The organism is Streptomyces sp. NPDC031497 (assembly GCF_055580905.1).
The window spans coordinates 250,443-275,288 of the sequence record NZ_JBVIKO010000005.1 but is presented as its reverse complement, the minus strand read 5'-3'; the positions used below and the strand labels follow the sequence as shown (position 1 = coordinate 275,288).

At 72.3% G+C, this 24,846-nt stretch carries 29 protein-coding genes, 1 tRNA gene and 1 pseudogene; 20 read left to right on the top strand and 11 right to left on the bottom strand.

Features of this window, described 5'->3' with window-relative positions; genetic code table 11:
- Nucleotides 1-122 precede the first annotated feature (122 nt).
- Nucleotides 123-584 (top strand): GNAT family N-acetyltransferase, encoded by a 462-nt coding sequence (locus tag ACZ5K7_RS12645; RefSeq protein ID WP_468913253.1) that lies wholly within the window; start codon nucleotides 123-125, stop codon nucleotides 582-584.
- Here ACZ5K7_RS12645 and ACZ5K7_RS12640 read toward each other — a convergent pair.
- From ACZ5K7_RS12640 to ACZ5K7_RS12630, 3 genes are read right to left on the bottom strand one after another with little or no spacing between them, the layout of a single operon-like run.
- Complete coding sequence (locus ACZ5K7_RS12640; RefSeq protein ID WP_468913266.1) at nucleotides 566-772, bottom strand: hypothetical protein; 207 nt, start codon at nucleotides 770-772, stop codon at nucleotides 566-568. The two genes, ACZ5K7_RS12645 and ACZ5K7_RS12640, sit on opposite strands and share 19 nt — an antisense overlap.
- On the bottom strand, nucleotides 745-936 hold the full coding sequence (locus ACZ5K7_RS12635; RefSeq protein WP_468912950.1) for a YbfB/YjiJ family MFS transporter: 192 nt from the start codon (nucleotides 934-936) through the stop codon (nucleotides 745-747). Before ACZ5K7_RS12635 ends, ACZ5K7_RS12640 begins: the two co-directional genes overlap by 28 nt.
- 55 nt (nucleotides 937-991) lie before the next feature.
- The gene (locus ACZ5K7_RS12630; RefSeq protein WP_351705637.1) at nucleotides 992-1,294 is read right to left on the bottom strand and encodes a muconolactone Delta-isomerase family protein; all 303 of its coding nucleotides are present in this window, start codon (nucleotides 1,292-1,294) and stop codon (nucleotides 992-994) included.
- Between the two features lie 109 nt (nucleotides 1,295-1,403).
- Here ACZ5K7_RS12630 and ACZ5K7_RS12625 point away from each other — a divergent pair, with 109 nt between their 5' ends.
- From ACZ5K7_RS12625 to ACZ5K7_RS12580, 10 genes are all read left to right on the top strand, one after another.
- Nucleotides 1,404-2,333 carry a LysR family transcriptional regulator gene (locus ACZ5K7_RS12625; RefSeq protein WP_468912948.1) on the top strand — a complete coding sequence of 310 codons (930 nt, stop codon included), beginning with the start codon at nucleotides 1,404-1,406 and terminating at the stop codon, nucleotides 2,331-2,333.
- Between the two features lie 130 nt (nucleotides 2,334-2,463).
- Nucleotides 2,464-3,177, top strand: a complete 714-nt coding sequence (locus ACZ5K7_RS12620) for an SDR family NAD(P)-dependent oxidoreductase (RefSeq protein ID WP_468912945.1) — start codon at nucleotides 2,464-2,466, stop codon at nucleotides 3,175-3,177.
- Between the two features lie 32 nt (nucleotides 3,178-3,209).
- A complete protein-coding gene (locus ACZ5K7_RS12615; protein WP_468912943.1) occupies nucleotides 3,210-3,581 on the top strand; it encodes a YybH family protein in 372 nt (123 codons plus the stop codon).
- A gap of 361 nt (nucleotides 3,582-3,942) precedes the next feature.
- A complete protein-coding gene (gene tdh / locus ACZ5K7_RS12610) occupies nucleotides 3,943-4,971 on the top strand; it encodes an L-threonine 3-dehydrogenase (RefSeq protein ID WP_351705649.1) in 1,029 nt (342 codons plus the stop codon).
- 31 nt (nucleotides 4,972-5,002) lie between these two features.
- The gene (locus tag ACZ5K7_RS12605) at nucleotides 5,003-6,196 is read left to right on the top strand and encodes a glycine C-acetyltransferase (protein WP_351705824.1); all 1,194 of its coding nucleotides are present in this window, start codon (nucleotides 5,003-5,005) and stop codon (nucleotides 6,194-6,196) included.
- A gap of 39 nt (nucleotides 6,197-6,235) precedes the next feature.
- Entirely contained in the window at nucleotides 6,236-7,138 is a 903-nt protein-coding gene (locus ACZ5K7_RS12600) for a LysR family transcriptional regulator (RefSeq protein WP_351705652.1), read from the top strand.
- Between the two features lie 52 nt (nucleotides 7,139-7,190).
- Complete coding sequence (locus ACZ5K7_RS12595; RefSeq protein WP_468912940.1) at nucleotides 7,191-7,727, top strand: GNAT family N-acetyltransferase; 537 nt, start codon at nucleotides 7,191-7,193, stop codon at nucleotides 7,725-7,727.
- Nucleotides 7,728-7,757: 30 nt separating this feature from the next.
- Nucleotides 7,758-8,117, top strand: a complete 360-nt coding sequence (locus ACZ5K7_RS12590; protein ID WP_351705658.1) for an MmcQ/YjbR family DNA-binding protein — start codon at nucleotides 7,758-7,760, stop codon at nucleotides 8,115-8,117.
- 142 nt (nucleotides 8,118-8,259) lie between these two features.
- A tRNA-Pro gene (locus ACZ5K7_RS12585) sits at nucleotides 8,260-8,333 on the top strand.
- Nucleotides 8,334-8,786: 453 nt separating this feature from the next.
- Entirely contained in the window at nucleotides 8,787-10,562 is a 1,776-nt protein-coding gene (locus tag ACZ5K7_RS12580) for a tannase/feruloyl esterase family alpha/beta hydrolase (RefSeq protein ID WP_468912937.1), read from the top strand.
- Nucleotides 10,563-10,659: 97 nt separating this feature from the next.
- Here ACZ5K7_RS12580 and ACZ5K7_RS12575 read toward each other — a convergent pair whose 3' ends face one another.
- The gene (locus tag ACZ5K7_RS12575) at nucleotides 10,660-11,247 is read right to left on the bottom strand and encodes a muconolactone Delta-isomerase family protein (protein ID WP_351705664.1); all 588 of its coding nucleotides are present in this window, start codon (nucleotides 11,245-11,247) and stop codon (nucleotides 10,660-10,662) included.
- A 131-nt stretch (nucleotides 11,248-11,378) separates the two neighbouring features.
- Between ACZ5K7_RS12575 and ACZ5K7_RS12570 the strand changes: the two genes are divergently transcribed.
- Together ACZ5K7_RS12570 and ACZ5K7_RS12565 are read left to right on the top strand one after the other, a co-directional pair.
- Nucleotides 11,379-12,287, top strand: coding sequence for a TIGR01777 family oxidoreductase (locus tag ACZ5K7_RS12570; RefSeq protein WP_468912935.1), 909 nt, complete (start codon nucleotides 11,379-11,381; stop codon nucleotides 12,285-12,287).
- A 65-nt stretch (nucleotides 12,288-12,352) separates the two neighbouring features.
- On the top strand, nucleotides 12,353-14,509 hold the full coding sequence (locus ACZ5K7_RS12565; RefSeq protein WP_468912933.1) for an ATP-binding SpoIIE family protein phosphatase: 2,157 nt from the start codon (nucleotides 12,353-12,355) through the stop codon (nucleotides 14,507-14,509).
- A 33-nt stretch (nucleotides 14,510-14,542) separates the two neighbouring features.
- Here the strand turns inward: ACZ5K7_RS12565 and ACZ5K7_RS12560 are convergent, their stop codons facing one another.
- From ACZ5K7_RS12560 to ACZ5K7_RS12545, 4 genes are read right to left on the bottom strand one after another with little or no spacing between them, the layout of a single operon-like run.
- Entirely contained in the window at nucleotides 14,543-15,070 is a 528-nt protein-coding gene (locus ACZ5K7_RS12560; RefSeq protein ID WP_351705827.1) for an NUDIX hydrolase family protein, read from the bottom strand.
- Nucleotides 15,071-15,112: 42 nt separating this feature from the next.
- Entirely contained in the window at nucleotides 15,113-16,255 is a 1,143-nt protein-coding gene (locus ACZ5K7_RS12555; protein WP_351705673.1) for an amidohydrolase family protein, read from the bottom strand.
- Nucleotides 16,255-17,658: a glutamine synthetase family protein gene (locus ACZ5K7_RS12550; RefSeq protein ID WP_351705676.1), complete on the bottom strand. Its 1,404-nt coding sequence runs from the start codon at nucleotides 17,656-17,658 to the stop codon at nucleotides 16,255-16,257. Before ACZ5K7_RS12550 ends, ACZ5K7_RS12555 begins: the two co-directional genes overlap by 1 nt.
- 40 nt (nucleotides 17,659-17,698) lie before the next feature.
- Nucleotides 17,699-18,496, bottom strand: coding sequence for an SAM-dependent methyltransferase (locus tag ACZ5K7_RS12545; protein ID WP_468912930.1), 798 nt, complete (start codon nucleotides 18,494-18,496; stop codon nucleotides 17,699-17,701).
- 152 nt (nucleotides 18,497-18,648) lie between these two features.
- Between ACZ5K7_RS12545 and ACZ5K7_RS12540 the strand changes: the two genes are divergently transcribed.
- Nucleotides 18,649-19,503, top strand: coding sequence for a Cof-type HAD-IIB family hydrolase (locus tag ACZ5K7_RS12540; protein ID WP_468912928.1), 855 nt, complete (start codon nucleotides 18,649-18,651; stop codon nucleotides 19,501-19,503).
- Nucleotides 19,504-19,551: 48 nt separating this feature from the next.
- Here the strand turns inward: ACZ5K7_RS12540 and ACZ5K7_RS12535 are convergent.
- Nucleotides 19,552-19,791: pseudogene (locus ACZ5K7_RS12535) on the bottom strand (SDR family NAD(P)-dependent oxidoreductase); the annotation flags it as partial.
- A 59-nt stretch (nucleotides 19,792-19,850) separates the two neighbouring features.
- Complete coding sequence (locus ACZ5K7_RS12530) at nucleotides 19,851-20,738, bottom strand: SDR family NAD(P)-dependent oxidoreductase (RefSeq protein ID WP_468912926.1); 888 nt, start codon at nucleotides 20,736-20,738, stop codon at nucleotides 19,851-19,853.
- A 71-nt stretch (nucleotides 20,739-20,809) separates the two neighbouring features.
- On the opposite strand from ACZ5K7_RS12530, the gene ACZ5K7_RS12525 reads away from it, so the two are divergent.
- On the top strand, nucleotides 20,810-21,742 hold the full coding sequence (locus tag ACZ5K7_RS12525; protein ID WP_468912924.1) for a LysR family transcriptional regulator: 933 nt from the start codon (nucleotides 20,810-20,812) through the stop codon (nucleotides 21,740-21,742).
- A 13-nt stretch (nucleotides 21,743-21,755) separates the two neighbouring features.
- Here ACZ5K7_RS12525 and ACZ5K7_RS12520 read toward each other — a convergent pair whose 3' ends face one another.
- Complete coding sequence (locus tag ACZ5K7_RS12520) at nucleotides 21,756-22,226, bottom strand: Dps family protein (RefSeq protein ID WP_351705689.1); 471 nt, start codon at nucleotides 22,224-22,226, stop codon at nucleotides 21,756-21,758.
- Between the two features lie 181 nt (nucleotides 22,227-22,407).
- Between ACZ5K7_RS12520 and ACZ5K7_RS12515 the strand changes: the two genes are divergently transcribed.
- The 5 genes from ACZ5K7_RS12515 (at nucleotide 22,408) to ACZ5K7_RS12495 (ending at nucleotide 24,780) form a co-directional block, all read left to right on the top strand.
- Nucleotides 22,408-23,181, top strand: coding sequence for a sulfite exporter TauE/SafE family protein (locus ACZ5K7_RS12515; protein ID WP_468912921.1), 774 nt, complete (start codon nucleotides 22,408-22,410; stop codon nucleotides 23,179-23,181).
- A gap of 107 nt (nucleotides 23,182-23,288) precedes the next feature.
- Entirely contained in the window at nucleotides 23,289-23,453 is a 165-nt protein-coding gene (rpmG, locus tag ACZ5K7_RS12510; RefSeq protein ID WP_046728127.1) for a 50S ribosomal protein L33, read from the top strand.
- 70 nt (nucleotides 23,454-23,523) lie between these two features.
- Nucleotides 23,524-23,784 carry a type B 50S ribosomal protein L31 gene (locus ACZ5K7_RS12505; RefSeq protein ID WP_351705695.1) on the top strand — a complete coding sequence of 87 codons (261 nt, stop codon included), beginning with the start codon at nucleotides 23,524-23,526 and terminating at the stop codon, nucleotides 23,782-23,784.
- Nucleotides 23,785-23,819: 35 nt separating this feature from the next.
- Complete coding sequence (ykgO, locus tag ACZ5K7_RS12500; RefSeq protein ID WP_046728129.1) at nucleotides 23,820-23,942, top strand: type B 50S ribosomal protein L36; 123 nt, start codon at nucleotides 23,820-23,822, stop codon at nucleotides 23,940-23,942.
- Nucleotides 23,943-24,033: 91 nt separating this feature from the next.
- The gene (locus tag ACZ5K7_RS12495) at nucleotides 24,034-24,780 is read left to right on the top strand and encodes a cobalt-precorrin-6A reductase (protein ID WP_468912918.1); all 747 of its coding nucleotides are present in this window, start codon (nucleotides 24,034-24,036) and stop codon (nucleotides 24,778-24,780) included.
- Nucleotides 24,781-24,846: the final 66 nt, after the last annotated feature.

The following is a 24,846-nucleotide window of genomic DNA, read 5'->3' as shown; positions in this document are numbered from 1 at the left end:
GAGCGCTGTGGCGTGGCCTGTGTTTCCATTCCGGAGTGAATATCGAGAGCTCCGCCGGGGTGCCTGCCGAGAGGCGGAGCCACTGCGTGCGGCAGAGGACTGATGGCGATGTCGAGGACTGCGTGCGGGTCCTCGCCGAGGTTCACGCGCGTGATGGCTATCCGGTGAACTGGCCCGATCAGCCCGGCGAGTGGCTGTCACGCGGTCCCCTCCTGGGGTCCTGGGTCGCCGAACTCGAAGGGCGCGTCGTCGGGCATGTCGGTTTGTCGCACGTCGGCGAAGGCGATCTGGCTCCGACGTTGTGGAGCGAGCGGAACGGGGCGACGCGGGATATGACCGCCGTGGTCAGCAGACTGTTCGTTTCCCCGCAGGCGAGGGGACACCGGATCGGTGCACTGTTGATCGGCCGAGCAGTGGAGGAAGCAAAGCGTCATGGCCTGCATCCGGTGCTCGACGTCGTCACATCCGATACTGCCGCGGCAGCCCTGTACGAGCGGCTGGGCTGGGAGTTGATGGCTACGGTCGAGCAGCAGTGGAGCCCGCACCAGAGGGTGGCCATCCGCTGTTACGCAGCGCCGTCGTGACGTGGCCGGCACAGCCGTTCGTTGAGGACCGCGACGAGAACGGCCGCCTTCCGGCGGACCGCAAGCGTGCCGTACCGGGCGGCCACGGCGTGATGCCTGTCGAGGCGATTGATGCCGCACTCGATCGCGTGCCGGGCTTCGTAGTCCTCGAGCGTGGCGGTCAGCACGAGCAGGGAGCCGCGCAGCACGGTGCGTGAACGGCCCAGCGCGGGGGCCAGTGTGCCGGGAGCGCGCCGACCGGACAGCCGACGTAGTCGGCGGTGGCCAGGTTCGCCCCGGCACCGGCGGACAGGCCCGCCCGGGCCTGCGTCAGGGGCAGGATCGGGGTGTGGACGAACCGGCCGACGCCCATCCCGCGGTGAGCGCCGCGCCCGCCCTGACGACATGAGCCCAGGGAGATGTGGTGGTCATCGGGTGACGTCGGCCCGGCCCGGATCGTTGGGGTGGGCCTCCAGCGGGGTGACGGTCACCGTCATCCACGGGCGCAGCGGCAGGGAGCCGAGCACCTTCTCGTGGAGTTCCTCCTCGTCGGTGGCGCACCAGACGCCGATGCTGCGCAACTCGCCCACCGGGCGCCACAGTCGGGCCAGATGGCCGGTCGCGGCCAGTTCCCGCGCGCGGACGGCTTCCGCGGCCCGCCGCCGGTCGACCTCCTCCTGGCCCGTGCCCTCGGGAACGGTGGTGGTGATCTCGACCAGGAACTCTCGCACGACGTGCTCCCTCCACTCTCGGTGAAGCTCATCGTGCTCCCGTCACGAGCGCCGGTGCCACGACCGGCTGCCTCGCTGCTGAGAGGCGCGGCCTCCCAGCGCGCGTAGCATGGCGCGCGTGGAACTGCGTCAGCTGCGTTACTTCGTCGCGGTCGCCGAGGAACTGAACTTCGGCCGGGCCGCCGAGCGGCTGCTCATCGCGGGCCCCTCGCTCTCCCAGCAGATCAAGGCACTCGAACGGGACCTGGGTGTCCGGCTGTTCGACCGGGACCGCCGCTCGGTCTCGCTCACCCAGGCCGGCGCCGACCTGCTGCCGCACACCCGGGCCCTGCTGGAACGAGCCGACGACCTCAAGCTCCGGGCCGGTCGGCTGTCGGGTTCGCAGTCGGTGCGGCTCGGTTACGTCAACTGGCTTCCCCCGGACCTGACCTCGCGGACGGCCGCGGTGGCCCGGGTGCATGTGGACGCCTGGGTCGCCCCCTCCCACACCCAGGCCGCGCGGGTCGCCGACGGCAGCCTTGACCTCGCCGTCTGCTGGGTGCGCGCCGAGGACCTCAAGCGGCTGGGGCTGCGGGCCCGGCTGCTCGGCGCCGACCGGCTGTACGCCGTCGCGAAGGGCACCGACACCAGCGATCTGGCGGCCCGGGACACCGACGTCCTCATCGACGACGACATCACCTCCTGGGCCTCCTGGAACGTGTACGCCGAGGAGCTGACGGAGGCCGTCGGTGCCCGTGCCGTGCGCATCTCCGACGGCGCCGTCACCGGCCCCGCCTTCTTCGACCACGTCCGCCGCTGCACCCGCCCGGTCCTCAACTCGCCCAAGGGGCAGACCGTTCCGCTGCCGCCCGACCTGGTCCGCCGGGAGATCGTCGCGCCGAAGGTGTACTGGACCTGGTCGCTGGTCCGGCGGGAGAGCGAGGACCGCCCCGGAGTCCTGGCCGCCGTCGACGCCCTGTGCGACGGCGTCGGCGACCTCGGCATCCACGCCGAGGACGCCTGGCTGCCCGCCGACGACCCGTACGCGCTCCCGGGCTGAGCCGCGCTGGGAGGCTGCGCCTCCCACCCGGAAGGAAACCGATCCTGGCGCCCTCTGACCGGCCCGACCTACCTTCTCAATAGTCGACCGGTCGGCTAGTCATCGGTCAGCCACTACGGAGAAGGTCACCATGAGCACGCAGAACCAGAAGGTCGCTATCGTCACCGGCGCCTCGCAGGGCATCGGCGCCGCCCTCGTCGAGGGTTACCGCAAGCTCGGCCACGCCGTCGTCGCCACCTCGCGCACCATCGCCCCCGCCGACGACGCCGACGTCCTGACCGTGCAGGGCGACATCGCGGACCCGGCGACCGCCGAGCGGGTCGTCGCCGCGGCCGTCGAGCGCTTCGGGCGTATCGACACCGTGGTCAACAACGCGGGCGTCTTCGTCGCGAAGCCCTTCACCGACTACACGGCCGCCGACTACGCAGCCCTGACCGGCATCAACATGGACGGCTTCTTCCACCTCACCCAGCGGGCCCTGCCGCATCTGCTCGCCCAGGGCGGTGGACACATCGTGAGCGTCACCACCAGCCTGGTCGACAACGCGGACGCCCGCGTCCCCTCCGTCCTGGCTTCCCTCACCAAGGGCGGTCTGCAGTCCGCGACCAAGTCCCTGGCGATCGAGTACGCCACCCGCGGCATCCGGGTCAACGCGGTGTCGCCCGGCACCATCAAGACCCCCATGCACCCGGACGAGACCCACGAGTACCTCGCCGCACTGCACCCGGTCGGCCGGATGGGTGAAGTGAGCGACATCGTCGACGCGGTGCTCTTCCTGGAGACCGCGCCGTTCGTCACCGGCGAGATCCTGCACGTCGACGGCGGCATGAGCGCCGGACACTGACGATTCGTCACCACACTGAGCGAGGAGCGGACATGACCACCACGACGGGTGACACGGCGATCCTGAGCGGGGTGCTCGACCGGTGGAAGGCGGCCGTCGACGCACATCAACCCGAGGGCGTCGCCGCCCAGTTCACCGAGGACGCCGTCTTCCAGGGACTGCACCCCTACAGCGTCGGACGGCAGGGCGTCGCCGATTACTACGACTCCCAGCCCCTCGGCATGAAGGCCGCGTACCGCGTCCTGGAGACCAGACGGCCCGCGGACGGCGTCGTCCTCGGCTACCTGGCCGTCGAGTTCTCCTTCACGGACCGGCCGCCGCTGGACGTGAAGCTCTCGGTCCTCGTGACCCGCGCGGGGGACGACTGGTACATCAGCCACTACCAGGTCTCCCGCCTCGACTGAGCGCTGTGCCGCAAGCGCCGTGAGGTGCCGCCGTCCGGCTGCGGGGCCGCCGTGGCAGGCCACGCGCTCCACTTCCGGCTGCGGCCGAGCGGGGGACCCCCATCCGTGGGGAACCGCATGCCGGTGCGGCCGCGCGCACCCACGGAGAACCGCCGAACCGCAGCCGGCTGCGCCCGCCGTACCGTGCACCGGCGCCGGCCGGCGCGGGGGCGTGAAGCGGAGCTGTGGCGGCGGTTAAGAAAACCTCGATGGACCCGCGCCGCCCGGGTACGGCAGATTGCTGTGCGATTCCACCCCCTCCCCGGCCGCGGGACGCTTCGGCGTGCCCGCGGCCTGGACCTCACGCACAGGAGCCGTAGCGTTGAAGGCACTGGTCAAGCAGAAGGCGGAGCCCGGCCTGTGGCTCGCGGACGTGCCGGAACCCACGGTCGGACCGGGTGACGTACTGATCAAGGTGCTGCGGACCGGTATCTGCGGAACCGACCTGCACATCCGGGCCTGGGACGGCTGGGCCCAGCAGGCGATCAGCACGCCCCTGGTGGTGGGGCACGAGTTCGTCGGCGAGGTCGTCGGGACCGGCCGCGACGTCGTGGACATCAAGGCCGGTGACCGGGTCAGCGGCGAGGGCCATCTCGTCTGCGGCAAGTGCCGCAACTGCCTGGCCGGACGGCGCCACTTGTGCCGGGCCACGGTCGGTCTGGGCGTCGGCCGCGACGGCGCGTTCGCCGAGTACGTCGCGCTGCCCGCCGGCAACGTCTGGGTGCACCGCGTCCCCGTCGACCTCGACGTGGCCGCGATCTTCGACCCGTTCGGCAACGCCGTGCACACCGCGCTCTCCTTCCCGCTCGTCGGCGAGGATGTCCTGATCACCGGGGCAGGGCCGATCGGTCTGATGGCGGCTGCGGTGGCCCGCCACGCGGGTGCCCGCAACGTCGTGATCACCGACGTCAGCGAGGAACGCCTCGACCTCGCCCGCAAGATCGGCGTGAGCCTCGCCCTGAACGTGTCGCAGGCCCGGATCGCCGACGGACAGCGGGAGCTGGGGCTGCGCGAGGGCTTCGACATCGGCCTGGAGATGTCCGGCCGTCCCGAGGCGCTGCAGGACATGATCGCCAACATGACGCACGGCGGCCGTATCGCCATGCTCGGCCTGGCCGCGCAGGACTTCCCCGTCGACTGGGCCCGGATCGTCACCTCGATGATCACCATCAAGGGGATCTACGGCCGTGAGATGTTCGAGACCTGGTACGCGATGTCCGTCCTCCTGGAGGGCGGACTCGACCTCGCCCCCGTGATCACCGGCCGCTACGGGTACCGCGACTTCGAGGCGGCCTTCGCCGACGCCGCGAGCGGCCGTGGCGGCAAGGTCATCCTCGACTGGACCCTCTGACCGACCCGCCGACGACAACCAAGGACTGATGATGTTCGACTCCGTGCGCGACGACCTGCGCGCCACCCTCGACGAGATCCGCGCCGCCGGTCTGCACAAGCCCGAGCGGGTCATCGGCACCCCGCAGTCCGCGACCGTCAGCGTGACCGCGGGCGGCCGCCCCGGCGAGGTGCTCAACTTCTGTGCCAACAACTACCTCGGCCTCGCCGACCACCCCGAGGTGATCGCCGCCGCCCACGAGGCCCTGGACCGCTGGGGCTACGGCATGGCCTCCGTCCGCTTCATCTGCGGAACCCAGGAGGTCCACAAGGAGCTGGAGGCGCGCCTCGCGGGCTTCCTCGGCCAGGAGGACACGATCCTCTACTCCTCCTGCTTCGACGCCAACGGCGGTGTCTTCGAGACCCTCCTCGGCCCGGAGGACGCGGTGATCTCCGACGCCCTCAACCACGCCTCGATCATCGACGGCATCCGTCTCTCCAAGGCCCGCCGCTTCCGCTACGCCAACCGCGATCTCGCGGACCTGGAAACCCAGTTGAAGGAGGCGCAGGGCGCCCGGCGCAGGCTGGTCGTCACCGACGGCGTCTTCTCCATGGACGGCTACGTGGCGCCCCTGCGCGAGATCTGCGACCTCGCCGACCGCTACGACGCCATGGTCATGGTCGACGACTCGCACGCCGTCGGATTCGTCGGCCCGTCCGGCCGCGGCACCCCCGAGCTGCACGGCGTGATGGACCGCGTCGACATCATCACCGGCACTCTCGGCAAGGCCCTCGGGGGCGCCTCCGGCGGCTATGTCGCGGCCCGCGCCGAGATCGTCGCCCTGCTCCGCCAGCGCTCCCGTCCGTACCTCTTCTCCAACACCCTCGCCCCGGTGATCGCGGCGGCCTCGCTGAAGGTCCTCGACCTGCTGGAGTCCGCGGACGACCTGCGGGTCCGGCTCGCCGAGAACACCGCGCTGTTCCGCCGCCGGATGACCGAGGAGGGCTTCGACATCCTCGCCGGCGACCACGCCATCGCCCCCGTGATGATCGGCGACGCGTCGCGGGCGGGCCGGATGGCCGAGCTGCTCCTTGAGCGGGGCGTGTACGTGATCGGCTTCTCCTACCCGGTGGTCCCGCAGGGGCAGGCCCGGATCCGGGTGCAGCTGTCCGCGGCTCACTCCACGGACGACGTCAACCGCGCGGTGGACGCCTTCGTGGCGGCCCGGGCGGAACTGGCGGCCTGAGCGGTCCGAGCACCCCGGACATATTGCAATAATCGAGCCATGATCGAGGCGCGGCGGCTCCACATCCTCCGTGCGGTGGCCGACCACCGCACGGTGACGGCGGCGGCCGCCGCGCTGTACCTGACCCCCTCTGCCGTCTCGCAGCAGCTGGCGGCCCTGGAGCAGGAGACCGGTCACCGCCTGGTCGAGCGCAGCGCCAAGGGCGTACGGCTCACCCCGGCCGGTGAGATCCTCCTCGGCCACACCAACGCGGTCCTCGCCCAGCTGGAGCGGGCCGAGGCCGAACTGGCCGCCTACGGCTCGGGCGAGGCCGGCACGGTCACCGTCGCCGCCTTCGCCACCGGCATCGCCCAGGTGGTCGCCCCGGCCGTGGCCCACCTGGCCCGCACCGCCCCCGGCATACGCATCCGTGTCCAGGACGCCGAGGGCGACGCCAGCCTGCCGATGGTCCTGGACCGGCAGGTCGATGTCGCGGTCGCCGTCGAGTACCGAGGGGCCCCGTCCGCCGACGACCCCCGGCTCACCCACGTCTCCCTGTACGCCGAGCCCTTCGACGCGGTCGTCCCGCTCCACCACCGCCTGGCCGGGGCCGACGAGGTGCCCCTCGCCGAACTGGCCAAGGACCCGTGGATCGGTCCGTACCCCGGCAACCCCTGCCACGACGTGGTCGTCCTGGCCTGCGAGAGCGCCGGCTTCCAGCCCCGCCTCGAACACTCCTCCGACGACTTCCGGGCCGTGGTGGCCCTGGCCTCGGCCGACGCGGGCGTGGCCCTCGTCCCCCGCTCGGCCCTGCGCGGAATGGACCTGACCGGTGTCGTCGTACGTCCGGTCGACGGCATCGCCCCGACCCGCCGCGTCTTCGCGGCCGTACGGCGCGGAGCCGAAGGCCATCCGTTGATCCGCCCCGTGCTGGAGGCGCTCGGCGAGGCGGCCCGGCCGTGAGCCGTCCTTGGCACCGACGGTGCACGCGGTACGTCCTGGCAGTGGTGCGGCCATGACGGCACTGCGCCTCGGGGCGGTTCAACTGTCCGAACGGGTGGGGGAGTTGGCCGAGCTGCTGGCCGACACCGTGAACGGCGGGGCGTCCATCGGCTTCCTCGCGCCCTTCGAGCGGGAGCGGGCCGTCGCCTGGTGGCAGGGGCGGCTGGACGCCGTGGCCGCCGGCCGGCTCGCCGTCTGGGCGGCGCTGGACGGCGGTGACCGGGTCGTCGGCACGGTCAGCCTGGCCTTCCCCTTCCCCGACAAGCCGAACAGCCGGCACCGTGCCGAGCTGGTGAAGCTGATGGTCCACCGCGAGGCCCGCGGTCAGGGCATCGGGAGACGGCTGCTGACCGTCGCCGAAGAGGCGGCGACCGCCGCCGGCATCACCCTGCTCCACCTCGACACCGAGACGGACAGCCCGGCGGAGCACCTCTACCGCTCGGCCGGCTGGACCCGCGCCGGAGTCATCCCGGACTACGCGGCCGACCCCGGCGGGGTGCTGCGGCCGACGACCCTCTACTACAAGCACGTCGGTGCTCTGACCAGCTGACTGTCAGTGGCAGGCGCTACGGTTCCAGGCATGCCGGAAGCCGAAGACGTACGCCGTGTCGCGCTGTCCCTGCCGGACACCAGCGAGAAGATCGCCTGGAGCATGCCCACGTTCCGGGTCGCCGGGAAGATGTTCGCCACGCTGCCCGAGAACGAGACCTCCATCGCCGTGCGCTGCCCCAAGGAGGAGCGCGACGAGCTGGTGCTCGCCGAGCCGGACAAGTTCTGGATCGCCGATCACGAGGCCCAGTTCGCGTGGGTCCGGGTGCGGCTCGCCGCCCTGGAGGACGAGGCCGAGCTGCGCGACATCCTCGCCGACTCCTGGAGACAGGCGGCCCCGCCCCGACTCCTGGACTCCTACCCGGAGGTGGGGCTGCCGGGGCCCGACTGAGACCCGCCGCACGGCCCGTGCCGCCGCGGCCCTCAGCCGAGCCGGCACCCGGCCCGGACAAAAGCCGTGCGCGACCACCGGTCCGAGTGCGGTATTGTTTCCTTGCGCGTTTCGACCAGGGAAATCCCAGGTCAGACGGCACCGGGACGTGGCGCAGCTTGGTAGCGCACTTGACTGGGGGTCAAGGGGTCGCAGGTTCAAATCCTGTCGTCCCGACGGTGCGAAGGGTCATCGCAGGCGAAAGCCTGTGAGGGCCCTTTTTCGCGTGGGCCGCTCCTGGTCCTTCGGCCACGGGGAATGAGCCCGCGAAGAGGCCGGGGCAGGTGAAGCCGACCGCGATCGAGGTGATCGTGCCGCCGCACCGGCCGGTGGTGTACCGCCGCTTCCTGCCGACGCCGTGACTGCCCTCGTCCTGCTCGCTGGTGAACTGCGGTGCTAGGGCGAAGCGTTCGCGCTCGGCCTGCTCCGAGCGGCGCGCCCGGACGACAACGGGCTTTCTTGGCGACAGAATCGTCAACAATCTGGTCGACAGGTATTGCGTCGAGTTTGCCGGAAGGCTACGTTCCTGCGTCGTACGGCCATTGCCGAGGCGGGGCGGCCCGCCAGTGCTCCCCGCCGTCAAGGCACCCCGCACGCTTTCCGATCCGGTGATCGAACGGAGATCCGAGCATGCCTCAGCTGTTCCGATGGTGCAGGGGGAAGTCAGCGACCTTCCTGGCCGCCCTCGCCGCCACCGTGGCGCTCGTGACCGGTGCGAGCCTGGCGCTCGCCTACGGCGCGACGAGCGACGCGCAGGCCGCCGACTCGACCTCGGCGAACGCCACGACGGCCGGCAGCACGTCCTCCGGGATCGCACCGGCCATGTCCTGCTCCGGGATGGCCCAGCTGGACCTGGCGAGCGCGGTCCCCGGCGTCCCCTTCGAGATCACCTCGGCCGCCGAACTCGCCGCGAGCGGCAACACGTTCGGCAACTGGGCCGCCTGTGATGTGAAGGGCGTGATCGCCCCGCAGATCCACTTCGAGATCAAGCTCCCCGAGACCGGCTGGCAGGCCAACTACCTCCAGGTCGGGTGCGGCGGCCTGTGCGGCAACACCAACGTGACCAGCGCGCCCGCCTCGACCGGCTGCGTCCCGCTGACCACCGGCGCCTTCGCCGTCGCCTCCAGCGACGAGGGCCACTACCAGGGCGGCGGACTCTTCTCCACCGACCCGACCCTGCGCGCCGACTTCGGCTACAAGTCCGACCACGAGCTGGTCCAGGCGTCCAAGGCCATCATCGAGAAGTACTACGGGCAGGCGGCCACGCACTCCTACTTCGACGGCTGCTCGCAGGGCGGCCACCAGGCACTGACCGAGGCACAGCGTTATCCGACCGACTTCGACGGCATCATCGCCGGCGCCCCGGCCAACAACTTCACCGCGCTGAACACCTTCTCGCACGCCTGGACCGCCCAGTCCGTCTACCTCGACGGCGGCCCGGCCACCCTCACCAACGCCGACCTCGCGGACCTGCACAAGGCCGTGCTCAAGGGCTGCGGCGCGCCCGCCGACGGGATCATCGCGGACCCGCTGAGCTGCACCTGGGACCCGGCCACCATCCAGTGCAAGGCCGGACGGACCTCGACGACCGACGCCTACTGCCTGACCGCCGACCAGGTCACCACCCTGCGCCGGATCTACGCGGGCCCCACCGACGAACACGGTCAACTCCTCTACCCGGGCTACCAGCTGCGCGGATCCGAACTGAACTGGGCCGGCATCATCACCCCGGCCACCGCCACCGGCGCAAGCGGCGACATCGGCTTCGTCCGGGAGACCCTGCGCTACCAGATCTTCGACAGCCCGCAGCCGGCCCTGACATACAAGGACATCAAGTTCACGGCCGCCTACTACAAGAAGGTCATGGGGCTCGGCGAGGGCATGTACGACGCCACCGACCCCGACCTCACAGTGTTCAAGAAGGCCGGCGGCAAGCTGATCCTCTGGCACGGCCTGGGTGACCAGCACATCCCGGCGGTCGGAACCATGGCCTACTACAAGGCCGTTGAGAAGGCCATGGGCGGCGAGGCGGCCACCAAGAGCTTCGCCCGGCTGTTCCTGCTCCCCGGCGTCGCGCACTGCGGCGGCGGCCAGGGCCCGAACACCTTCGACGCGCTGACCGCCATCACCGACTGGGTCACCCGGGGCGACGCCCCCGACAGCCTGACGACCAAGTCGGTCGACAGCGGCGGGAACACCACCGCCGCCCGCCCCGCCTACCCCTTCCCCTACTACGCCGAGAACACCACGGGCGGCTCGGCCACCGACGCGAGCAGCTACACCCCTGTCAAGTCCACCGCCGAAGCCAACCTGAAGCTCGACTGGCTCGGTTCCTTCCGCTCCGGCTACGAGACGGTCGGCAACTGGGTCGGCGGCAAGTGGCTCGTCACCCGGGGCAAGTCCTGACACCCGTCCGCCCCTGGCGGTGACACCGTCGCGGCTCCCGTTCCGGACGGGGGGCGCGACGGTGTCGACGCGACATGCCGCGGACCGCCCGCCCGGATCACGTCACCTGTGCCGGGTCGCTGGGGTGGCGGGTCAGCGGCACCATGTCGACCAGGCGCCAGTCGGTCATCGGGAGGGACCGCAGGATCTCCCGCAGCCGGACGGCGTCGGGCGCCTGCCACAGGCCGATGACGCGGCCCTGGCCCGGCAGCGTCCACAGGCGGATCAGATGGCCCTCGGCGGTCACGTCCCGCACGCGCTTCGACTCCACCGGGCTCTCGGGCCCCGTCCCCGACGGCGCGTCCACGGCGAACGTGACCAGGTACTCCTCGCTGTCCGCCGCGACCGGGACCTCGCCCCGGCCCGGACCGGCGGGGTGCGGGCCGAGCCCGGTGGGCTCGTCGGTCCGCCAGACGCGCAACGGCATCGCGGCGAGGGTGCGCTCCAGCGCCTCGGGGCCCTCGTCGTCGAACAGGCCGATCGAGCGCCATTCACCGGGCCCCAGCGGGGGACGCCACAGCCGTAGCAGGCGCCCCTGTGCGGCGAGTTCGCGGCTGTGCGCCGCCTCCCGTGCCCGGACCTCGGCCACCTCCGGCTCCGTCGTACCGTCCGGCACCCGGGTGGTCATCGTGACCAGGTACTCCATGCCCGCCCTCCTCGGTGGTCGTTCCTTCCAGGATCGGCCCGGCCGGTTCCCTGTGCCCCTCCGACGTCCGGCCGGAGTACGCTGGCGAGCGATAGTTTGAACTCTCAAACATTCGCTCATCGGAGAACGTCATGCGCGTCGCGATCACCGGATCCACCGGACTCATCGGTTCCGCCCTCACCCGCTCCCTTCTCACCGACGGCCATCGTGTACTGCGTCTGACCCGTGGCCGGACCGCGACGCAGCCGGCCGACGGCAGCGAATCCGCCTCCTGGGAGCCCGGCGCCCGACTGGACCCGGCGGTCCTGGACGGCGTCGACGCCGTGGTGCACCTGGCCGGCGCCGGGATCGGTGACCGGCGCTGGACCGAGACGTACAAACAGCAGATCCGGCTCAGCCGTCTCCAGGGGACGCGCACCGTCGCCGAGGCCTGCGCCGAGGCCGCCGATCCGCCCCGGGTGCTGGTCTCGGCCTCGGCCACCGGCTACTACGGCGACACCGGCGACCGGGTCGTCACCGAGGCCGACCCGGCCGGGAGCGACTTCCTGGCCTCCGTCTGCGTGGGCTGGGAGGCCGCCGCCGCGCCGGCCGAGCGGGCCGGTGTCCGGGTCGTCCACCCACGTACCGGCCTCGTGGTCTCCGCCGACGGCGGCGCCTGGGGCAAGCTCTTCCCGCTCTTCCGGTTCGGCCTCGGCGGCAGGCTCGGTTCCGGCGACCAGTTCTGGCCCTTCATCTCCCTGCCCGACCACATCGCCGCGCTCCGCTACGCGATCGACCACGAGGACATCGCCGGACCGGTCAACTTCACGGCCCCCGAACCGCTGACGAACCGTGAGATCACCCGTGCGATGGGCCGGATCCTGCACCGGCCCACCCTGGCCGCGGTCCCGGCCTTCGCGCTCAGGGCCGTCCTCGGCGGGTTCTCCGTGGGGGTCACCGGCAGCTGCCGTGCCGTGCCGGCGGGCCTGCTCAAGGCGGGCTTCGCCTTCCGGCGGCCCGGCATCGACGAGGCCCTTCGCGCGGCCCTGCGGAAGGGATGACCGACCGGCACGGCGCCGCTCGCCTCCCCGGTGGTCCCCGCAACCTCCCGGGTTAACCTGTCGTTATGTGCCCGAACCGTCCGGAGGGGGACACACCCGAGCCGTCCCCCGCCGCGGAGGCGCGGGCGAGGACGCTGACGCTGGCGCTTCGGCAGGCGGCGGCGAGTGTCGGGGGAGTGGGCGCCCTGCTGCACCGGTGGGACCCGCGCACCGGCAGGCTGACCCTGCAAGCGGTGGACGGTGTCGCCGCCGAGGCCGTGCGGGGCTGGGCGGAGCTGCGGGAGGAAGAGGACGTGCCGCCGGCGTGCGCCCTGCGGCGCGGTGTCCTGGTCCAGGCGGCCGGGGACGACCTGGGGACGGGCGCCTCCGGCATCGTGGCGCTGCCGCTCGTCGGCGCCGGGGGACCGATCGGCTCGATCTCGGTGCTCACAGGTGACAGCGACGGCGAGCCCGACGACATACAGCTGTCGTTTCTGCGCGCGGTGGCGGCCTGGACCGCCGAGTGCCTGGAGTCCGCCCCGGGGCGGACTCCGCACCGCGCTCCCGGTCCCGAGCCCGACCAGGTGCGGACGGCCAAGGCGGCCCACCTGACCGCGGCGCTCGCGGAGGCCGTGACCGTCCAGGACGTCGTACGGGCCGTGGCGGACCACGTCCTGTCGCCGTTCGGTGCCGACGGGCTGGTCGTCTCCGTGTTCGAGAACGGCCGGCTGACCAGGGTCGGTGAGGTCGGATACCCGGTGGAATACCTGAAGCGGTTCGAGGGCCCGCTCACCGCCGGCATGCCCGTCACCGATGTGCTGCGGACCCACAAACCGCTGTTCCTGGAGTCGCCCGCCGAGATCTACGAGCGCTATCCGGCCGTCAAGGACAAGATCCTGATGGGGACCTCGCCGAAGATGGCCTGGGCGTTCCTGCCCCTGGTCGCCTCCGGGCGCGCCATCGGCGTCGCGGTCCTGTCCTACAACCGTCCGCCCCCCTTCAGCGAGGAGGCGCGCACCCTGCTGACCACGCTCAGCGCCCTGGTCGGCCAGGGGCTGGAACGGGCCCGGTTGTACGACGTGGAGCACGCCCGTGCCCAGGAGCTGCAGAGCGCCCTGCTGCCCCAGGCGTTGCCGCGGCTGCCCACCGCCGTCGCGGCCGCCCGCTATCTACCGGCGGGCCGGGGCGAACAGGTGGGCGGCGACTGGTTCGACGTGATCCCGCTCTCCGCCGACCGGGTCGCCATGGTGATCGGCGACGTGATGGGCCACGGCATCGCCGAGGCGGCCACCATGGGCCGGCTGCGCACCGCCGTACGCACCCTCGCCGACCTCGACATGGGCCCCGACGAACTGCTGAGCCACCTCAACGACCTGGTCAGCGACTTCGGCGAGGACTTCTACGCCACCTGTCTGTACGCCGTGTACGACCCGGCGGGCCGCCGGTTCAGTTACTCCCTGGCCGGTCATCCGCCGCCGGTCTTCGTGTATCCCGACGGCACCGTGCACAGCCCCGTCCCCAGCCCCGATCCGCCGCTCGGCGCCGCCGCCCCGCCGTTCGCGGCGCACGGGCTGCCGCTGCCGGACGGGAGTCTGGTCGTCCTGTGCACCGACGGGCTGATCGAGTCGGCCGCGCAGGACGCCGAACAGGGGCTGGCCCGGCTGCTGCGCGTCCTGTCCGGAGCCGGCGTCGGCCCTGCCCGCTTCACCGGCACCGACCAGGAGAAGGACGTCCGGGGCCTGGAGGAGCTGTGCGACACGGTCGTCTCGGAGCTGCTTCCCGACCGGGGGCAGACCACAGACGACGCGGCCTTGCTGATCGTCCACACCCGGGCCATGCCCGCCGCCGACATCGCCTCCTTCGGCCTGCCCGACGATCCCCGGGCCGCGGGCCAGGCCCGTGAGTTCGTCCGCGACCAGCTCACCCGCTGGGGCCTGGACGAACTGACGACGACCACCGAACTCCTGGTGAGCGAGCTGGTCGGCAACGTCGTCCGGCACGCCAAGGGCCCCATGCGGCTACGGCTGCTGCGCAGCCGCATCCTGACCTGCGAGGTCTACGACGGCAGCCTCAGCACCCCGCGCATCCGGCACGCCACCTACACCGACGAGGGCGGCCGCGGCCTCCAGCTGGTCGCCGCCCTGTCCCGGCGCTGGGGCGCCCGCTACCTCAGCGACTCCAAGTGCATCTGGGCCGAGCAGGACATCCCGCACATCACCAGCCGGGTCGGCGCCGCCTCCTGAGCGGGCCGGTATTCCAGTGCCGACATGTTGACCTCAGCCCACGCACCCCACATGTGCCAGGGCCTGCTTCAGGAGCACGCCGTGACCGCCGGGCATCTCGCTCTGCACGGCCTCGGACACCGCCTCCCGCGGGCTGAACCACACCAGGTCCAGGGCGTCCTGGCGGGGCCGGCAGTCACCGGTCACCGGCACGATGTAGGCCAGCGACACCGCGTGCTGACGCGGGTCGTGGTACGGCGTGACGCCCAGCGTCGGGAAGTACTCGGCCACCGTGAACGGCTGGAGGGAGGCCGGCACCCGGGGCAGCGCGACCGGGCCGAGATCCTTCTCCAGGTGGCGCAACAGGGCGTCGCGGACCCGCTCGTGGTGCAGGACACGGCCGGAGACGAGGGTCCGGCTGACCGTTCCGTCCGGGCCGATGCGGAGCAGCAGTCCGATGCTGGTGACTTCGCCGCTGTCGTCCACACGTACGGGCACGGCCTCCACGTACAGGATCGGCATACGGGCGCGAGCCATCTCCAGCTCGTCGGAGGACAGCCAACCGGGCGTGGTTTCGGTCATGTCAGACATTGCTTGATCATACTTTCCGGGTGGGGCGCGCGCTCAGTCGCGGCCGGGGTCCGATACGGGAAGTCCGTAGAGGCGACGGGCGTTGTCGCGTCCTGTCCAGGCGGCGATCCTCACTGCGTCGGCGGGGCTCAGTTCGTCGGCGTCCACCCGCTCCTGGAGCAGCCCGGCCAGCCCCTGCCGGAAGGACAGAGCGCCGAGATGGTGGAACTCGGACACACCATAAGCGTCCGAGCTGTACAGCAGTTTGCGGAACGGGGTGATCTCCATCGCCTCCGCCAGCACCGAACCCGCCCGGGCCGGGCCCACATAGTGCAGGGCGAGCCCGACGTCGAGGTGCACATGCTCGAACACCGTGGCCAGATAGGCGGCTTGGCGCTGGTACGGCCAGCAGTGCAGCAGCAGTACCGGGACGGTGCCGGCGGTCAGCCGCAGCCAGTCGGTGAGCAGGGCCGGGTCCGCCAGGTGCAGCCGCAGGTCCGAGTCCCCGAAACCGGCGTGGAGTTGGAGCGGCAGCCCGAGGGCGACGGCGGTCCACAGCAGATGGCGCATCAGCACCGGGTCCGTGAGCTTGCCGCCCCGGGCGAACCACAGCGCGGCCGCCCGGGTCACCTCGGAGTACGTCGGCCGCGCCGGATCCAGGTCGAAGCCGGTGCGGTAGGCGGCGACCGACTTGACCGCGATCACCCCCGGCCGCCGTACCGCCTCCTCGGCCGCCGCCCGGAACGCGGCCGCGTAGTCGCCGGCGTCGATGCCACGGGTGGCCACCTCCTCGGCGATGCTCTCCAGCCGGACCACTTCGTAGGCGGCGGCGCCGGACGCGTCCGCGAGGTCGGCGGGCGAGGTGACCGGGTGCGGGGCGTAGCCGGTGTCCACGCAGAACGTCTCCGCGTGCGCGGCCGTGAGGAAACGGCGGTTGACCTCCTGCCAGCCCAGTTCGGCGCGGCGCGCCAGGTAGTCGGCGGCGGGCGCGTGCCGGTCCAGGTCGAGCAGGGGTGCGCAGTGCCGTCGTACGGCCATGCCGACCGGGCTGTCGAACGGCGACATGCCCGGCCAGACCGTGCCCTCCGTCAGCAGCGACTCGAAGTCCGCCGGGTCGAGGTCGGCGGTGACCGCGCCGTGGCAGTGGTGGTCGACGAGGGGGAGCGTGTCGAGGACTTCCCGGATCGGTCCCGCCATCAGTACTTCCAGCGGTAGGCCGCCGCCACCCCGGTGTCGTCGAGCCCGGCGACGGCCGCCGTCTCACCTTCGCGTACGGCGACCACCGCGTCCGCGAGGACCGGGCCGAGGGCCGTGCACAGCACCTTGTCCTCACGGAACGCGTCCACGGCCTGCGCCAGCGAGGTCGGCAGCCGTCGTACGCCCCGGGCCACCGCCTCGTCCGGGATCAGCCGGGCCGGGTCGTCGACGACCTCCTCGGGCAGGGCCGTGCCCGAGACGAACCCGTCGAGTCCCGCGGCGATGACGCAGCCGAGGGCGAGATACGGGTTGGCGGCCAGGTCGGCCGGCTTGATCTCCAGATTGGCGTCCTGGCTCTGGTGGCCCCTCGTGCCGGTGACGACCCGGACGCCGGTCTCCCGGGTCTCCCGGCCCCAGGCCGTGAACGCCCCCGCCCACTGGGAGGGTTTGAGCCGCAGATAGCTGGCCGGGCTCGGCGCGATCACCGCCGTCAGTCCGGGCAGATGGGTCAGCAGCCCGGCCACGAAGGACTCGGCCTCGCCCGTCATGCCGTACCGGCCGTCACCCCCGGCGTGCAGGTTGACCCCGTGGCGCCAGACGGAGAGGTGGAGGTGGCCGCCGTTGCCGACGCCCCGCTCGGTGACGGCCGGGGAGAAGGAGGCCCGCAGGCCGTGCCGCTGCGAGACCGCGCGGATGGTCTGCCGTACCAGCACGCTCTGGTCGGCCGCCGCCACCGGATCCAGGGCGTCGGTGGAGAGCTCGAACTGGCCGGGGGCGTACTCGGGGTGGAACTGGGCGACCGGCACCTGCTGCGCGTCCAGGGCCGCGAGCAGGTCGGCGGCGTAGTCGCTCAGCTCGACCTGCCGGGCGGCGCCGTACGCCGGGCCCTGGGTCGCCGGGGCGAACTCGTCGGCGGGGGCGGCGGCCCGGCCCAGCGCCCACTCGATCTCCACGCCCGCCTTGAAGGTGAGGCCGAGCCGGTCCTCGGCGTCGGCGACGGTCCGGCGCAGGAAGGTGCGGCTGCACCCGGGGTGCCGGTCGCCCTCCTGGGTGATCCGGTCGACGGGGGCCCAGGCCCAGCCGGGCTGCGCGGCCAGCACCACCAGCCGGTCCAGGTCCGGGTAGAGGCGCAGATCACCGTCGGGCGAGCCGAGGACGTCGGTGCGCACGATCGCGTCGTTCGCCAGGAAGGTGTCGAACACCGGGGACATGCCGACGCCCCACACCACCGCCTGCTGGAGCCGCTGCCACGGGACCGTCTTCACCCGGCAGATCCCGGCGGTGTCCACGTAGGCCAGCACGATCGCGCGCACGCCCTGCGCGGACAGCTCATGGGCGAGGGCATGCGCCCGGGCGTGATCACCGGGGCGCCCGCCGGGCACGGGGTCGGCAAGGGGTGGCATACGGCGTCCTCCTCGACGGGCTCGGATGCACACGTCCTGGTCAGGGTTTCACGGCGACCGCGCCGAACTGCGGCACCGGCGCCGGGGAGTCGGCCCCGGCGCGCCACTGCGAGCAGGGCACCAGGCCCGGCGCCGGCGGATCGAGCCCGTCGAGGAAGCCGGCGATCTCGGCGCGACTCCGGGCGGTGATCGGCGGGGTGGCGTGGTCGTTCCAGAACCGCATCGCCGCGATGTTGCCCTGGCCGCCCACCTCCGCGTCGGCCGTCGGATGGGTCAGGACGAGGAAGCTGCCCGAGGGCACCGCGGCCATGATCCGCCGCACCACCTCGCGGGCCGTGTCCGTGTCGAGGACGAAGTTGAGGATGCCCAGCATCAGCACCGCGACCGGGCGGGTCAGGTCCAGGGTCTCGGCGGCCCGCCGGACGACGGTGTCCGGGTCGTGGACGTCGGCGTCCACGTACTGGGTGACGCCCTGCGGGGAGCTGGTGAGCAGTGTGCGGGCGTGCATCAGCACCACCGGGTCGTTGTCGACGTACACGATCCGCGCCTCGGGTGCGACGCCCTGGGCGATCTCGTGGGTGTTCTCGACCGTCGGCAGTCCGGTGCCGATGTCCAGGAACTGCCGTATCCCGTGCTCGTCCGCCAGCAGCCGTACCGCCCGGCCCAGGAACGCCCGGTCCGCGCGGGCCACCTCCCGGATCACCGGCAGCATCCCGGCGACCTGCTCACCGACCCGCTGGTCGGCCGTGTAGTTGTCCCGGCCGCCGATCCAGTAGTTCCACACCCGCGCGTTGTGCGCCACGGACGCCGTCAGCTCCGCCGACCCGTTGCCGCCCACGTCCGTCGTCCTTCCCCCGCCGCGACGCCGTCGGCCGACATTGTGCCGTCCGGTGATCGCGCTGTCACAGGAATCTCCACGGCTGTTTCCGGTCCCGTCAGCCGTATGAGGGACACTGGAGTGCGAATGCCGTCCCCCACCGGAAGCAGGACATGCCCGCCTCGCCCGCGTCCCTCCTCGCCACGCCCGGCCTTCCCGCCGGTCCCGCCGACATCCGCCTCGTCGTCACCGACATGGACGGCACCCTCCTCGACGACGAGAAGCGCATCCCCGGGGGACTGTGGCCGATGCTGGCCGAACTGCGCCGCCGCGGCGTGCTGTTCAGCCCGGCGAGCGGCCGCCAGTACGCCACCTTGGCCCGGCAGTTCGCGGACGTCGCCGACGGCATGGTGTTCATCGCGGAGAACGGCACTTATGTGGTGCGCGACGGCGTCGAACTCAGCTCGGACGTCCTGGACCCGGCCGTCGCCGGCGGTCTCGCCCGGACCGTGCGGCGGCTGGTCGCGGACGGCGTCGACGTGGGTGCCGTGGTCTGCGGCAAGCGGTCGGCGTACGTGGAGCGCACGGACGAGGCGTTCCTCGCCGAGGTCCGCCGCTACTACGTCGAGCACCGGGTCGTCGACGACCTCACCGCCGTCGACGACGACGTGATGAAGGTCGCGCTCTTCGACTTCGGGGCCGCCGAGCGCACCACCGCCCCGGCGCTGGCCGACTTCGCCGGTACCCACCAGGTCGTGGTCTCCGGTGAGCACTGGGTCGATGTCATGAACCGCACCGCGAACAAGGGCACCGCCCTGCGCGGCCTCCAGCGCGAGCTGGGCATCACCCCCGCCCAGACCATGGTCTTCGGCGACTACCTCAACGACCTGGAGATGCTCGACGCCGCCGACTGGTCCTTCGCCATGGCCAACGCCCACCCGGACGTCATCCGCCGGGCCCGCCACCTCGCCCCGTCCAACAACGACAACGGTGTGCTGCGCACCGTCGCCCGGGTCCTGGGCCTGTGAGCCGGCCCAGGTGCGGCCGATGACGCCGGGCCCGGGCGGCGCCGCCGGTCAGCCGGCGAGGAGTTCCTCCGACAGGTCCCACAGTCGGCGGCCGTTGTCCGGGTCGACGGCGTAGCGGGCGACGCCGTGGAGCCCGCCGGTACGGCGGTCGACGACCTCGCTCTCGTCGCAGTCGTCGAAGTACCGTCCGCCGACGCCTTCGAGCAGGGGTGAGGTGGCGAGCAGGACCGAGGTCGCGGGGCCCTGTTCCGTCGTCTTGATCAGTTCCGCCGGGATGGGGGAGCTCCCTGCCGGGTGCTGCCGGGTGCTGCCGGGTGCTGCCGTGCTCGATGTTCACGGTTCGACGCTCATGGCTTGACCAGGCGGTCCTGTTCCACCAGGGGCGTGCCGTCGTGCCAGGGCAGGGCCTTGCCGAAGCGGACCAGCTCGCCGTAGAGGGCGGGGTCGACGTGGTCGGCGAAGACCAGGTCGAGGACGGCGCGGGCGGCGTCGGCGGGGGACTGGGCCTGGCTGAAGTCGCTGAACCAGGGGCGGGAGGTGGCGGTGTCGACCATGCCGGGGCAGACCGAGGCGATCAGGGTGCCGGAGGCCAGGTCCTGTTCCCGGCGTTCGGAGGCGAGGGCGCGGACGGCGGCGACCTGGGCCACCTTCGAGGGCACGTTCAGCCAGACCGGCCAGCCCGCCTCGGTGGCGGTGTGCTGGTGGACGGCGCTGCGCCAGGACTCCACGGCGTACTCGACCTGGTCGAGGGTGGCGCCGTCGAACAGGTGGTGCAGCCGGGGGTCGAGATGACCGAGCGTGCCGAGCGAGCTGGCGACCACCAGCAGCCGGCCGCCCGGACGCAGGACGGGACCGAAGGAGCGCAGGATCGCGTGGGTTGCGGTGTTGGAGACGTCGATGAACTCGTCGGCCCGCTCGGACTGCGACTCGTCGGGCAGCACGCGGGCGACCGCGTTGGAGACGACGATGTCCACTCCGCCGTAGCGGGCGCGGAGTTCGTCGGCGAGGCGGGCGACGGCGTCGGTGTCGGTGACGTCCAGGACCCGGCCCTCGACCCGGGCGCGGGTGCCGGGCAGCCCGGCGACCTCGACGGCGGCGTCCGTCACCCGCCGCAGGTCGCGACCGGTGAGCAGGACCAGGTCGTCCGGGGTCAGCCGGGCGGCGAGGCCTTCGACGAGAGCGCGGCCGAGTCCTTGGTTGGCGCCGGTCACCAGGGCGATACGGGAAGTCTTCATGCCCCCAACGCTAGGAACGGCACGTCCATGAGTCCAACGAAAGTCCGGCACAGGTGGTATGCGTAAACGTCATGGACTTCAACGATGTGTCGCTGACCGCGCTGCGGGTCTTCCGCGCGGTCGCCGAACAGGGCACCTTCACCGCGGCCGCCGCCACCCTGGGCTACACCCAGTCCGCGGTGTCCCGGCAGATCGCCGCGATCGAGCGGGCGGCGGGCGCCGAACTGCTGGAACGGCGGCGCGACGGGGTACGGCTCACCGCGGCCGGCCGGATCGTCATGCGGCGCGCGACCGTCGTCCTCGACGAGATCGGGGCGACGGCACGGGAGCTGTCCGGCCTCCCGGAAGGGGCCGGGACGGTCCGGCTGGGCTGGTTCCCCACCGCGGGCGCCGTACTGGTGCCCCGGGCTCTGACCACGCTCCGCCGGACCGACCCCGCCCTGCTGGTCATCGGCCGCGAGGGCACCACCCCGGCCCTCGTCCGCGCCCTGCGCGCCGGGAGCCTGGACCTCGCGCTGATCGCGTCGGCGCCGCCGTTCCGGGCGCCGGACGCGGAGTCACCGCCGCTGGCACTCCAGACCCTCACCGAGCGCGCCCTGTGCCTCGCGCTGCCGTCCGCACACCCCCTGGCCCGCGGCGACTTCGTCGATGTGGCCGACCTGCGCGGACAGCGCTGGATCGCCGGTCCCGCGGTCGGCGAGGACCGGCTGATGGGGGTGTGGCCCGGCCTGGACGAGCGGCCCGAGATCGTCCACACCGTCCGTGACTGGCTCGCCAAACTCCATCTCGTCGCGGCCGGCTTCGGGCTGACCACCGTACCGGCCGCCCTCGCCGCCGCCGCGCCGCCGGGCGTGCGGATCCTGCCGGTGCGCGGGGGACCTCAGGAACAGCGGCGCCAGCTGCTGGCCCGGCTGCCCCAGCCGCCGACGGAGGCGGTCACCCGCGTGGCGGCGGCCCTGCGGGCGGCGGCGCTCGAAACGGACGTCCCGGAAGGGCCCAGGTGAGCCGTCCCGGATCTCAGTTGTTCTCGGCCGCGAACATCCAGCGCTGCTTCTCCAGGTCGGCGGTGACGGAGATCAGCAGGTCCTGGGTGACCGGGTCGGCCTCGTCGGTCGCGGCGATCCGCTCGCGCAGCCGTCCGATCGCCGCCTCCAGCGTCCGCACCATCAGGTCGACGACGTCGTCGTCCCGCAGCCAGCCGTCCTTGGCACCGGGCAGCGAGAAGGCCGCGGCGATCGTCTCCGGGCGGCCGTCCGGAGCCACGCCCAGCGCGGCGGCCCGCTCCGCGACGGTGTCCGAGTAGGTGCGCGCGGTGGCGACCACCTCGTCGAGCTGCAGATGGATCGAACGGAACCGGGGCCCCACGATGTTCCAGTGCGCCTGCTTCCCGATCAGTGACAGCCCCAGCAGATCCACCAGGGTGTCCTGGAGCGCGGCCCCGGTGACCCGGAGCGCTCCTTCGGCCAGCGTGCTCTTCACCAAGGTCATGCGTGTGATTCCCTTCGTCGTGCTGTGGTCGCCGATCGGGTGCCCGGGCCGAGCGGGCGCAAACGGGAGGGGCGGCTGTGCCGTAGCGGTCCGCACCGCTCGGAGGGCCGCCGGTCCGCGGGTCGATCGGTGAGACGGGACCTACCGGATCGGCTTGTCCGGACATAACATCGGTCCCCGCATGAACACCATGACCCTCTGGCACATATCCGGCTGGGAGTTCGCCGCCCTGGCCCTCGCCGCGCTGCTCGTCGGCTTCTCCAAGACCGCCGTCAGCGGGGCCAACACCGTCAGCCTCGCCGTCTTCGCCGCGATCCTCCCGGCCCGCGCCTCCACCGGCGTCCTGCTCCCGATCCTGATCGCGGGCGACGTACTGGCCGTGGCCACCTACCGCAGGCACGCCCACTGGCCCACGCTGTGGCGGCTGTTCCCCGCGGTCGCGGCCGGCGTGGTGATCGGCACGCTGTTCCTCGTGTGGGCCGACGACCAGGTCGTACGGACCTCGATCGGCGCGATCCTGCTGCTGATGGCCGGTGTCACCCTGTGGCGGCGCCGCAAGGCCGACCGCCCCGACGACCCGGACACGGTCACCACCCGGGCGGGCCGGGTGAAGGCCCGTTCGTACGGCGTCCTCGGCGGCTTCACCACGATGGTCGCCAACGCCGGCGGCCCGGTGATGTCGCTGTACCTGCTGTCGGCGGGCTTCCGCAAGCTCGGCTTCCTCGGCACCTCGGCGTTCTTCTTCCTGATCGTGAATGTCTCCAAGGTTCCCTTCAGCGCCGGCCTGGGTCTGATCGACGGCAACTCCCTGCTGCTCGACGCCGCGCTCGTGGTGTTCGTCGTGCCCGGCGCGCTCCTCGGCAAGTGGGCGGTGGACCGGATCAACCAGCGGCTGTTCGAGCAGCTGGTCATCGCGGCGACGATCGTCGGCGGCCTCCAGCTGCTCCTGCGCTAGCCGAAGCTCCGGTGGCCCGGGAATGCGACAGGGGGAGGCGTTGTTACAACCATCGTGATTGACATGCTCGGATCAGTGATCCCGGGTGTGGGCGAAGGGAGAACCTCATGGCACGCAGCACCGCGCGACCCGTCGTCAGGCTGAAGTCGACGGCCGGGACCGGAGTCACCTACGTGACCCGCAAGAACCGCCGCAACGACCCCGACCGGCTGGTCCTGCGCAAGTACGACCCCGTGGCCGGCGCGCACGTGGACTTCCGCGAAGAGCGCTGAACCGCCGAGAACGACCGGGCCCGAACCCTCCGGAACCACCACCGGAGCGAGGCCCCAGGAAGGAAACCCCATGAAGCCCCGCATCCATCCCGACTCCCGGCTCGTCGTCTTCCGTGACCGTGCCGCGGACGTCGCGTTCCTGACCCGTTCCACCGCCGACTCGTCCCGGACGGTCGAGTGGGAGGACGGCACCACGTACCCGGTGATCGACGTCGAGGTCTCGTCCGCGTCGCACCCGTTCTACACCGGCAGGACCCGGGTCCTGGACAGCGCCGGCCGGGTGGAGCGCTTCGAGCGCCGCTACGGCCGTACCGCAGCCGCCCGCGGCTGACCCGGCCCCGCGGCCGACACGAGGAGAACAACACCATGAAGGTACGCAAGTCCCTGCGCTCACTGAAGGCCAAGCCCGGCGCCCAGGTGGTCCGCCGACGCGGCGTGGTCTACGTGATCAACAAGAAGGATCCCCGCTTTAAGGCCCGCCAGGGCTGACGGGAGTCGCCACCACGACGGCCGCCCGGCCCCCGCGCCGGGCGGCCGTCCCGCGTCCCGGGCCCGCCCAAGGGCCCCGTACGCTCGCCCCATGTCCCCGCACGTCCTGATCCTCGGCGGCACCACCGAGGCCCGCGAACTGGCCGCCGCGCTCGCCGCGCACCCCGGTGTCCGCGTCACGACCTCCTTGGCGGGGCGCGTCACCCGGCCGGGCGCGCTGGCCGGCGAGGTGCGGGTCGGAGGCTTCGGCGGGGCGGAAGGCCTCGCCGACTGGCTGCGCGAACAACGCGTGGACGCCCTCGTGGACGCCACCCACCCCTTCGCCGAGACGATCACCGCGAACGCGGCCGTGGCCGCGGCCCGGACCGGCGTCGCGGCCCTGATGCTGCGCCGCCCGGGCTGGCGCCCCGGCCCCGGGGACCGCTGGCACCCGGTCGCGTCCCTGCCCGCAGCCGCCGACCTGCTGCCGCGCTTCGGCCCCAGGGTCCTCCTGACCACCGGACGCCTGGGCCTGTCCGCCTTCGCCCACCTGGCCGACCGGCACTTCGTCGTCCGCTCGGTGGAGCCCCCCGAGCCCCCGATGCCCCCGCACACCGAAGTGCTGCTGGCCCGCGGGCCGTTCACGGTGGCCGACGAGACCGCGCTGCTGCGCGAGAACCTGATCGACGTCCTGGTCACGAAGGACAGCGGGGGAGCGGCGACGGCCGCGAAGCTGACGGCCGCACGCGAACTGGGGCTGCCCGTGGTCGTCGTACGCCGCCCGCCGCTGCCGTCCGGGGTGACTTCGGTGCCCGACGTGGCGGACGTACTGGAACGGCTGGGCCTCGGGCCGGCGTGACGGCTGAGCCTGCAGCGTTCAGACGGCGCATCACCTGACCGTGGCCGCCAAGGCCGGCAGCCGGCC